The sequence below is a fragment of the Amycolatopsis sp. NPDC000009 genome (assembly GCF_055563465.1).
Genome location: NZ_JBVHDI010000004.1, coordinates 469,746 through 479,634, shown reverse-complemented (window position 1 = coordinate 479,634; position 9,889 = coordinate 469,746). Strand labels below are relative to the sequence as shown.

Here is a 9,889-nt window from a genome sequence, read left to right as displayed (position 1 = left end):
GATCACAATGATTGTTAGGACTACCTAACTTACCGTGGTAGGAGTGAGCCGTTCTCTTCGTGTAGCCATCGTGGGTGCCGGTCCGGCCGGTATCTACGCCGCCGACATCCTCGACAAGTCCGACGCTGACGTGACGATCGACCTGTTCGAGCGCATGCCGGCGCCGTTCGGGCTGATCCGGTACGGCGTCGCGCCCGACCACCCCCGGATCAAGGGCATCGTCACCGCCCTGCACAAGGTCCTCGACAAGCCGAACATCCGGCTGCTGGGCAACGTCGACTACGGGACCGACCTGAAGCTCGACGACCTGCGCCAGTTCTACGACGCGGTGATCTTCTCGACCGGCGCCATGGCCGACCGCGCGCTCGACATCCCCGGGATCGACCTCGACGGCAGCTACGGCGCCGCCGACTTCGTCTCCTGGTACGACGGGCACCCGGACGTGCCGCGCACCTGGCCGCTGAACGCCACCTCGGTCGCGGTCCTCGGTGTCGGGAACGTGGCGCTCGACGTGGCGCGGATCCTCGCGAAGACCGCCGACGAGCTGCTCAGCACCGACATCCCGGACAACGTCTACCAGGGGCTGAAGGCCAGCCCGGTCACCGACGTGCACGTGTTCGGCCGTCGCGGCCCGGCACAGGCGAAGTTCACGCCGCTGGAGCTGCGGGAGCTGGACCACTCGCCGAACGTCGAGGTCATCGTCTACCCCGAGGACATCGAGTTCGACGAGGGCAGCATCGCCGCGCTGCGGGCGTCGAAGCAGATCGACATGGTCGTGAAGACGCTGCAGGAGTGGGCGATCCGCGACCAGGGCGACCGGCCGAAGCGGCTGCACCTGCACTTCCTGCACTCGCCGTGCGAGATCGTCGGTGAGGACGGCAAGGTGACCGGGCTGCGGACCGAGCGCACCGAACTGACCGGTGACGGCAACGTGCGCGGCACCGGCGAGTTCCACGACTGGGACGTCCAGGCCGTCTACCGCGCGGTGGGCTACCTGTCGTCGCATCTGCCGGAGATCCCCTTCGACCACACCACCGGCACCGTGCCGAACCAGGCGGGCCGGGTGCTGGACATCGACGAGGAGCAGGTGCCTGGCGTCTACGTGACCGGCTGGATCAAGCGTGGTCCGGTCGGCCTCATCGGCCACACCAAGGGCGACGCGGCCGAAACGATCGCGAGCCTGCTGGCCGATGCCGACAACCTCACGGCTCCGGCCGTCGAGGACCCCGACGCGATCCTCGGTTTCCTGACCGAACGCGGCGTTCCCTTCACCACCTGGGAGGGCTGGGGCAAGCTCGACGCCCACGAGAAGTCGCTCGGCGCGCCGCACGGCCGGGAACGCGTGAAGGTCGTGGAACGCGACGAGATGACCCGCATCTCGCGCTCCTGAGCTAGTTCCGTGAAGGCCTCCTTCCCTACTCTCAAGGTAGGGAAGGAGGCCTTCACGGCGTTCCCAGGTAGGCCAGGACCGCGAGAACGCGGCGGTTCGTGTCGTCCGAAGCGACGATGCCGAGCTTCGCGAAGATGTTCGCGGTGTGCTTCCCCACCGCCCCTTCGCTGAAGTGCAGCCGCGAAGCGATGGCGGCGTTGGAACAACCCTCGGCCATCAGCCCGAGCACTTCGCGTTCGCGCGGGGTCAGCGCGGACAGGGGGTCGGATGCGTTGCCCGCCACCAGTTTCGCGATCACTTCGGGGTCCATCGCGGTCCCGCCACCAGCCACCCGCCGCACCGCGTCGATGAACTGGTCCGCGTTGAACACCCTGTCCTTCAGCAGATAGCCGATCGCGCCGGCGCCATCGGCGAGCAGCTCACGCGCGTACAGCTGCTCGACGTGCTGTGACAGAACGAGGATCGGCAGGCCGGGGATGTCACGCCGCACGGCCAGCGCGACCTGGAGTCCTTCGTCGGTGAGCGTCGGCGGCATCCGGACGTCGACGACCGAAACGTCGGGCCGGTGCGTGCGCAGCGCCCGGTCCAGTTCCGGCCCCGTGCCCACCGCCTCGACGACGTCGAAACCGTGCGCGGTCAGCAAATGCGTCAAGCCGTCTCGGAGGAGGTACTGGTCCTCGGCGACGACGCATCGGGGTCGAGCTGGCACGGGATCTCCATGATCGCCTTCGTCGGCCCGCCGAGCGGGCTGGTCAGCGCAAAACTACCGTCGAAGGCGCCCAGCCTGCGTTCGATCCCGCGAATCCCGCTCCCCCGGGCCGCGTTCGCGCCGCCCTTGCCGTCGTCGGTCACGTCGATCCGCAACAGACCGTCTTCGTAGCCCAGTTCGATCGACACTCGCCGTGCCTCGCCGTGTTTCGCCGCGTTGCCCAGCAGCTCGCTGACCGCGAAGTACGCGCACGCCTCGGCGGGCTGCTCCAGCCGAGGCAGGACGCCGTTCACCGTCGCCCGCAGCGGACTGTCGAGCGCCATCGCCCGCACCGCGTCACCGAGCCCGCGCTCCGACAACACCGGCGGGTGAATCCCGCGCACCAGCAGCCGTAACTCGGTCAGCGTCTCGGACGACGTCTGCCGAAGCTCGGCGGCCAGCCGTTTCGCCGCGGCCGGATCGCTGTCGATCAGCGCTTCGACCGCGCCCAGCTTCATCCCCATCGCGACCAGCCGCGACTGCACACCGTCGTGCAGGTCCCGCTCGATACGCCGCAGCTCGGCGGCCTGCGCGACCGACGCGTCCGTCCGCGTCTGCTTCAGCCGTTCGACACGCTGCGCCAGCCGCGAAGCCTCTGTCGGCCCGAGAAGCAGCTTCGCGAAGCGCGCTCCCGAGCGGGCGAGCCACGGCGTCGCGAGCAGCCCGGCGACGATCGCAGCCACCGCGACAGGAGTCAGCGCGAGCGCTTGCCCGAACGGCCGCGAGATCCAAAGGGCGGTCAAGCCTCCGATACCGCCGAACACCAGCGCCGCCGTCGGCACCACCATCAGCAGCAACACCACGGTGTCGACCACCGCTGCCGCCAGGTCGCGCCAGGTCGCGCGGTCTCGTATGACCCAGCGCAAGCGCGCGAGCCGCGCCGGCCACCACGGTGTGTCGTACAGCTGCCGTCCGTACTGGTACATCCCGTCCGCCCGGGGGACGGGGAACGGCGGCTCCGGCAGGTACGGGCGGTCGATCCGCACACCGGTCCAGTTCTTGGCCTCGCGGCGCAGGGTGTCGGTCACCGTGCGGCCGGCGACGACCATCGTCGTGAACAGCGGCGACGGCCAGATCAGGCTGAGCAGCGTCGGGACCGCCATCCCGAGCTGCGCGGCCGAAAGCGCGAGCAGGCCCAGCTGGAACCCCAGCGCCTTCGATCCCCTCCTCACCCAGCCGTCGCCGGTGCGAGCCGGGCGGGGTCCGAGCCACCAGCGCGTCCACTTCCCGTACAGCCGGAGCGCGCGCGGCCCGGACAACAGAACGGCGGGCATCAGCAGCAGGCCCGCGATCGGGTTCCACAGCTGCCAGCCGAGGTCGCGGCCGGTCGCGGGATCGTCGGAGATCCATTCGAACCGTTTGGTCCACTTGATGAACCACGACCGCTTGAACAGGCTGTTCCCGTCGCGGTACCAGCCGTCGCGCTCGCGTTCCGGCTCCGGCGGCGCCGGCCGGTAGGGCGGTTCGACGTCGGCACCGCACCAGCGGCCGGCCAGCCGCCTGGTGAGCGCGGCGCGCGGACGCGTCCCTTCGAGGGCCAGGGTGTAGGCGAAGACCAGGCCGACACAGAGCAGGCAGAAACCCACCAGTTCGAGCAGCAGGTCCAGCCAGCTCACCAGCGCCAAGCCCGCGAGCGCGAAGCCTCGGCGCACTGAGGTGAGGTAGGTGCGGATCATGCGGCGAAGTCTTCCCCACCGCACCGGCCCGGCACAGTGACCGCAGAACCCCGATCAGGGTGGGTCCAGCCCCACCCCGGTTGTGGGTTCAGCGCCATTCTGGCCAAGTCCGTTGCGCCATAACGTTTTTCGCATGCCACTCATCGAAGTCAGCAATCTCCGCAAGACGTACGGGGAGCACGTCGCGGTCGACGACGTTTCGTTCCACGTGGAACAGGGCGAGATCTTCGGGATCCTCGGGACCAACGGCGCCGGCAAGACCACGACCGTCGAATGCCTCCAGGGCCTGCGGACGCCGGACTCCGGCACCATGTCGGTCCTCGGCCTCGACCCCGGCAAGGACCACACCGCGCTGCGGCAGCGCCTCGGCTCGCAGCTCCAGGAGAGCCGTCTGCCGGACAAGATCAAGGTCCACGAGGCGCTCGACCTCTACGCGTCCTTCTACGCGAACCCCGCCGACACCGGGGATCTGCTCGCGAAACTGGGTCTCACCGAACAGCGGGACAAGTACTTCGGCAAGCTTTCCGGCGGCCAGAAGCAGCGCGTCTCGATCGCGCTCGCGCTGGTCGGCCGTCCCGAGGTCGCCGTCCTCGACGAGCTGACCACCGGACTGGACCCGCACGCCCGCCGCGACACCTGGAAGCTCGTCGAGACCGTGCGCGACACCGGTGTCACCGTCCTGCTCGTCACGCATTTCATGGACGAGGCCGAACGCCTTTGCGACCGCCTCGCGATCTTCGACGCCGGACGCGTGGTCGCCACCGGCACCCCGGCCGCACTCCGCGACCGCGCCGGTAAATCCACTTTGGACGAAGCCTTCGTGGCCCTGACCGGCCGCGACTGAGCAGAGGAGACGAAATGAACACACTCGCCAAGATCACCCTGACCGAAACGAAACTCGCTCTCCGCACGCCCGGCTTCGTCCTCGGCGGACTGCTCCTGCCGACGGCCATCACGGCCGTGCTCGGGGTGATCCCCGGCATTCGCGCGGAGAGCGGAACGACGACGGGGATGCGCTTCCTCGACGCCTGGGTGCCGTCGATGATCGTGCTGGCCATGGCCATGATGGGCCTGCAGGCGATCCCCGGGATCATCGCGTCGTACCGCGAACAGGGCATCCTCCGCCGCTTCGCCACCACCCCGGTGCACCCGGCCCAGCTGCTGGTGGCGCAGCTGATCATCAACGTCACCGTGACGATCGGCGGGGTCTGCATCCTCCTCCTGACGGCGGGCGTGGTCTTCGACGTCCCCAGCCCGCGTCACCCGCTCGGCTTCCTGTTGACGTTCGTCCTCGGCACGATCGCGATCTTCGGCCTCGGCCTGATCGCCGCGGCGGTCGCCAAGACCAGCCGCGCCGCGGGCGGGATCGCGATGATCGCCTACGTCCCGGTCATGTTCCTCGGCGGCGTCTGGCTGCCGCGCCCGCTGCTGCCGGAGGCCATCCGGGAGATCGGCGCGTACGTCCCGCCGGGGGTGAAAGCCCTCGAAGACGCCTGGACCGGCACCGGCGCCCAGCCGCTGCAACTCGCCGTTCTGGCGGCTTTCGCGGTGGGCAGTTGTGTCGTGGCGGCGAAGCTTTTTCGCTGGGAGTGACGGTGGCTTCCGCCAAAGTGGTGATGATGATCGTTTTCTCTTGTGGCTTGGCCCGCGGGTGAGTAGTCAGGAAGACGGCCCACGTTCACTGTCTCCCTCGGAGGTTCGATGTCTCTGGATGTATCGCCCGCGCTGCTGGAGAAGGCCGAGCGCGGGGAGGTCTCCGACGCCGAATTCGTCGCCTGTGTCCGGGAATCCCTGCCCTACGCCTGGACCGTGATCACCGGTGTCATCGCGGAGGCCGAGGGCGCGGCCGACGGGTTCGCCGACAACGAGACGCCGCCGCCGAGCGAGGCCGAACGCGGCCAGCTGCTGCGAGCGCTGGCCTCGGACGCCATCCGCGGCGGGCTGGAGCGCCACTTCGGTGTGAAGCTGGCGTTCCAGAACTGCCACCGCGTCGCGGTGTTCAAGAAATCCCAAGTGGACAGCGACCGGTACCGCGCGTTCGTCTCCGTCCGGGGCCAGCTGCTGAACCAGAGCCCGGAACTCCGCGACTGCTAGCCCCTTCGCAGCGTGGGGAGGACCTCTTCCCCGATCCGCGCGATGTTCTCGAGCGTTCCCTCCGGCGTACCGGACGCTTCCACCATCATGATCACGTGGGAGACCCCGGTACGCCGGATGCTCGTTCCCAGCCGGTCGACGCAGTACTCCACGCCGCCGATCGGGTGCATCTCGCACAGCTTGTCGGTGTAGGACACCGGATCCTTGTCCAGCCCCCGCTTGCCGTTCAGGTAGACGTGCCCGGCGAATCCTTCTTTCAGGGAACCCGGCAACGCGGAGCGCACGACGTCCAGCGCGTCGTCCCCGACCTGGCACATCACCGTCGAGACGTGTTCGGCGGCGGAATCCCCGTACGCGGCAAGGGTTTCGATTTTGCCGTCGTCGTCGGTGTGCAGCCCGAGCAGCATCGGCAGCCCGCGATCGGCGGCGAGCCGGACCGCGCGCGAACCGGCGTCCCCGCAGGCCACGACCATGCGCGGCGCCCGCTCCGGCAGCGGCACCATCGGCACCTCACGGAAGTCGAAATGCTCCCCCTTGGCCGAGACGGTCTTCGACGTCATGGCCGTGAGCAGCAGGTCGAGACTCTCCTCGAACCCGGTTTCGTAGCGGGCCGCGCCGGTGCCGAAGACCTCCAGGTCCTGCCACGGCCCGCCCCGGCCGACACCGATCCGCAGCCGTCCGCCGGAAACCGCGTCGAGCAGCGACCACTGTTCGGCGAGCGCCACGGGATGCGCGACCGACAGCACGCTCACCGCGGTGCCGACGGTGATCCGCTCGGTGCGGCCCAGCACGTGCGCGGCGAGGGTGATCGCGGACGGGCAGACGCCGTACGGCATGAAGTGGTGCTCGGCGAACCACACGTCGTCGAACCCGGCCCGCTCGGCCGCGATGGCGGCGTCGACCGACCGGCGCAGGACATCGGCGTCCTCCTGCCCGGGAAACCGCCCGGAGACCAGAAACACCCCAAACCGCACCATCACAGACCCCCGAACGCGACTCGAACTCAGCCCAACGGTCTCCCAAAGGGCGCCCCGCGCCCGACGGAGACTTCACCGTCGAGCGCCCTCTTTCGGGCCGAAGGCCCACGGAAATCTTTTGCAGGGCGCCATCACGCCCTCGTGAGCCACCTACGATCCGGCGCCCTGCGAAATATTTCCGTCAGCGCTCGACAGATATCTCGTTGAACCACAACCGTGGCTCCAACCACGGGAAGACGACGAACATCAGCAGCGCCACGACCCCGAGCGCCAGCACGACCGCCGTCGCGAGCTTCACCGCGAAGGGCCCCGGCAGCTTGCGCCAGATCCAGCCGTACATCAGCGCGCCTCCGAGATCTTGGGCAGGAGTTCGGCGTAGGAGCCGACCTGGTTCTTCGGCACCTGCTGGGCCAGCACCGCGTGGATGATGAGCCGTTCCTTCGCCGAGAACTTCGGGTGACACGTCGTCAGCGTGAGCAGCGAGACCTGCTCGGCCTTCGGCAGGATCTCCGGGTCCTTGTACGGCACCGGGTTCACCGTGTCGCCCTTGGTCGGGAACACGATGCGGCGGCCGTTGGTCTCGCCGTAGGGGCCGCCGTCGACGGCGTTCGGGTTGCGCAGTGTCCCGACGTTCTTGCACTTCGGCTGGGCGCCCTTGCCCGCCGCCCAGCCTTCGACCTCGTCCTTGTACGGCAGCACCTTGTAGATGTAGAAGTCGGTCTGCGTCTCGATGATGATCTGGTCGCACGAGCTGAGGTTGTCCAGGTCGTTGAACGGCGCGCCCTTGCCGACCCGGTGGCCGGCGATGGCGAAGTTGCCCGGCTCGCCCGGCAGCGCCGTGCCCTTGTAGTGGCCGGGGCCGACTTCGAGCGCGGCCTCGGTGGTGCCTTCCTGGATGGTGAAGTTGAAGTCGGCGCCGAACACCGGGATGTGGATCCTGGCGAACGCCTTCCCGTCGACCAGGTCCGGATGCAGCTGCCGGTCCTTGCCCCACTCGCCGTCCAGCTCCGAACTGGCCTCGGACTGCTTGTTCGCGGAGAAGAGGTCGGTCACGTAGACCTCGTAGACCATGAACAGCAGCACCACGAGGCCCGCGGTGATGAGCAGTTCGCCCACGGTCCGGATGGCGGCGCCGCCCTTGCCCAGTTCGCGTGGCGGCGGACGTTCCTCGGTCGCGGTGCCACCGCCGACCGGTTCGAAGATGACGGTCTCCTCGGTCGACCCCGGCGGAGGCGCGGGACGACGGCGAGGCGGCGGCGCGTCCATCCGGCGGCGCGGCGGCGGCCCGTCGTAGGTCCTGCCCTCCGGCGGCCTCCGGCGAGGCGTCGGCGCCTCTCCCTGGGCACGACGGGGCGGAATCGCGTCCTCCGGCCTACGCCGGGGGGCCGGACGGCCTCCGCCGGGGGGTCGTTCGGGGTGGCGCCGTCGGCCCCCACCCGGCTCTTCCCGCTCAGCCACGCAAGCTCCTCAGTCTCGAACCAAGCCGCAGTGTCGAACCAGCACAATGTCGAACCGTGTGTGACACCAGTGTCACAGTGCGGGAAATCGACCGGTCCCGGACGGTGCCCAGCGGCGCTCGTTTACGTTAACGTGTGCACGTGGCGCTGGTTGCGCACCCGAAAGCGGGTCATCGCCACCAGGGAAGCCGAACAGTACGCGAGGAACACGATGCCGAAGTCCAAGGTCCGCAAGAAGACGGCGTACACCCCGCCGACCGATCGCCGCACGCCGGTGAAGGTCAAGGCCGCGGGCCCGTCGAACCTGTTCTACAAGATCGTGATGTTCGGCCTCATGTTGATCGGCCTGTTGTGGCTGGTCGTCAACTACATCGCGGGCGACAAGATCCCCTTCATGGCGGATCTGGGCAACACGAACTTCGCCATCGGTTTCGCACTGATGATCGCCGGGTTGCTCATGACGATGCGGTGGCGGTGAGCATTACCCCGGATGGCGGCTTGACGCCTAATTACACCGGTGTGACTCATCCCCAGTGTGGATAACCCCTGTGGATAACTACCCCACCTCCTGGGCGCCGCAACAGAACGTTGTGGTAGTGGCCTGGGTGATCACCCTGTTGTTGCTGGCAGGCGTGCTGTGGCTGGCCTTGGGCGGCGACGTCGGCGGCACGCTGCTGACCGGGGTCGCGATGCTGTCCGTGGGCGCTCTCGCGCTGCACGGCACCCTGCTCCGTCCCCGGCTGGCCGCCGGACCCGAAGGAATCCTGGCCAGGACGGTCGGCGGCGCGCACCGCTACTCCTGGTCCGAAGCCCGGCTGCGGGTCCGCACGACGCGACGGCTCGGCCGGGACAGCCTCACCCTCGAGGTCGAATCCGGCGACCACCTGCTGGTGTTCGGCCGGATCGACCTCGGAGAGGACCCCAGGGACGTCCTGGACGTCCTCACCGCCCTCAAGGGTCAGGCGTTGTCGTAGTAGTGGACGTCGCCGTTCGGGCCGTGTGACCAGCCCGGGACGGCCGGGCCCACCGCGGGCGGCGCGTATTCCCCGAAGATCTCGTACGGCGAGGCCGGCGAGCAGATCGGGTTGATCTTGACGACGCAGGTCCGCAGCGACCCGCTGAACTTCGCTTTGACGTGGCGGGGCCGCTGGTCCTCGACCACCGCCGAGCCCGCGGTGATCTCCCAGCCGGTGGCCGCGCCCGGCCCCGTCGTGCCGACGGTCTGCGTGGCCACCGCGGACGTCACGCCGGGATCGCCGAAGCAGATTTTCAACGCCGAATCGACATAGGCGACACGCAACGTGATGGCGCTGCCGGAGCCGAGGAAATAGCGTTTGGTGTACGTCTGGCAGGTCTCGGCGGCCTGCCCGGCCTGCGCGACCGAGGGTGCCAAGGCCGACGCCAGCACGGCGACGGCGGCGAGAGCTGCTGCTTTCCGGATCTTCATCTCAACCCCCAAGTTGATGATGTCAATGATCAACTCGAAGGTACCCGGATTCGTTGCTTCTCCACCGGGAATTCGGATGACCCACTCGGGGGAACTGGGA

12 protein-coding genes are annotated in these 9,889 nt (G+C 68.6%); 6 read left to right on the top strand and 6 right to left on the bottom strand.

Going from position 1 to position 9,889, the window contains the following annotated elements:
* Window positions 1-70: 70 nt before the first annotated feature.
* Window positions 71-1,390 (top strand): FAD-dependent oxidoreductase, encoded by a 1,320-nt coding sequence (locus tag ACZ3HL_RS15795; RefSeq protein ID WP_457960665.1) that lies wholly within the window; start codon window positions 71-73, stop codon window positions 1,388-1,390.
* A gap of 52 nt (window positions 1,391-1,442) precedes the next feature.
* Here ACZ3HL_RS15795 and ACZ3HL_RS15790 read toward each other — a convergent pair whose 3' ends face one another.
* A complete protein-coding gene (locus ACZ3HL_RS15790) occupies window positions 1,443-2,099 on the bottom strand; it encodes a response regulator (protein WP_126734789.1) in 657 nt (218 codons plus the stop codon).
* Complete coding sequence (locus ACZ3HL_RS15785; protein ID WP_465531565.1) at window positions 2,039-3,814, bottom strand: sensor histidine kinase; 1,776 nt, start codon at window positions 3,812-3,814, stop codon at window positions 2,039-2,041. Before ACZ3HL_RS15785 ends, ACZ3HL_RS15790 begins: the two co-directional genes overlap by 61 nt.
* Before the next feature lie 133 nt (window positions 3,815-3,947).
* On the opposite strand from ACZ3HL_RS15785, the gene ACZ3HL_RS15780 reads away from it, so the two are divergent.
* The 3 genes from ACZ3HL_RS15780 (at window position 3,948) to ACZ3HL_RS15770 (ending at window position 5,908) form a co-directional block, all read left to right on the top strand.
* Window positions 3,948-4,658 (top strand): ABC transporter ATP-binding protein, encoded by a 711-nt coding sequence (locus tag ACZ3HL_RS15780; RefSeq protein WP_465531563.1) that lies wholly within the window; start codon window positions 3,948-3,950, stop codon window positions 4,656-4,658.
* A gap of 14 nt (window positions 4,659-4,672) precedes the next feature.
* Window positions 4,673-5,407 carry an ABC transporter permease gene (locus ACZ3HL_RS15775; protein WP_465531561.1) on the top strand — a complete coding sequence of 245 codons (735 nt, stop codon included), beginning with the start codon at window positions 4,673-4,675 and terminating at the stop codon, window positions 5,405-5,407.
* A gap of 108 nt (window positions 5,408-5,515) precedes the next feature.
* Window positions 5,516-5,908: an SCO5389 family protein gene (locus ACZ3HL_RS15770; protein ID WP_005161845.1), complete on the top strand. Its 393-nt coding sequence runs from the start codon at window positions 5,516-5,518 to the stop codon at window positions 5,906-5,908.
* Here the strand turns inward: ACZ3HL_RS15770 and ACZ3HL_RS15765 are convergent.
* From ACZ3HL_RS15765 to ACZ3HL_RS15755, 3 genes are all read right to left on the bottom strand, one after another.
* Window positions 5,905-6,870 (bottom strand): LLM class flavin-dependent oxidoreductase, encoded by a 966-nt coding sequence (locus ACZ3HL_RS15765; RefSeq protein ID WP_465531559.1) that lies wholly within the window; start codon window positions 6,868-6,870, stop codon window positions 5,905-5,907. The two genes, ACZ3HL_RS15770 and ACZ3HL_RS15765, sit on opposite strands and share 4 nt — an antisense overlap.
* 196 nt (window positions 6,871-7,066) lie before the next feature.
* Window positions 7,067-7,225 carry a hypothetical protein gene (locus tag ACZ3HL_RS15760; RefSeq protein WP_465531557.1) on the bottom strand — a complete coding sequence of 53 codons (159 nt, stop codon included), beginning with the start codon at window positions 7,223-7,225 and terminating at the stop codon, window positions 7,067-7,069.
* A complete protein-coding gene (locus ACZ3HL_RS15755; RefSeq protein WP_465415004.1) occupies window positions 7,225-8,151 on the bottom strand; it encodes a class E sortase in 927 nt (308 codons plus the stop codon). The genes ACZ3HL_RS15760 and ACZ3HL_RS15755 overlap by 1 nt, the downstream gene beginning before the upstream one ends.
* Before the next feature lie 402 nt (window positions 8,152-8,553).
* Here ACZ3HL_RS15755 and crgA point away from each other — a divergent pair, with 402 nt between their 5' ends.
* Together crgA and ACZ3HL_RS15745 are read left to right on the top strand one after the other, a co-directional pair.
* Window positions 8,554-8,820: a cell division protein CrgA gene (gene crgA, locus ACZ3HL_RS15750; protein WP_126734831.1), complete on the top strand. Its 267-nt coding sequence runs from the start codon at window positions 8,554-8,556 to the stop codon at window positions 8,818-8,820.
* 118 nt (window positions 8,821-8,938) lie between these two features.
* Window positions 8,939-9,316, top strand: coding sequence for a PH domain-containing protein (locus ACZ3HL_RS15745; RefSeq protein WP_465531555.1), 378 nt, complete (start codon window positions 8,939-8,941; stop codon window positions 9,314-9,316).
* Here the strand turns inward: ACZ3HL_RS15745 and ACZ3HL_RS15740 are convergent.
* Entirely contained in the window at window positions 9,301-9,789 is a 489-nt protein-coding gene (locus ACZ3HL_RS15740) for a hypothetical protein (protein WP_465531553.1), read from the bottom strand. The two genes, ACZ3HL_RS15745 and ACZ3HL_RS15740, sit on opposite strands and share 16 nt — an antisense overlap.
* Window positions 9,790-9,889 lie beyond the last annotated feature (100 nt).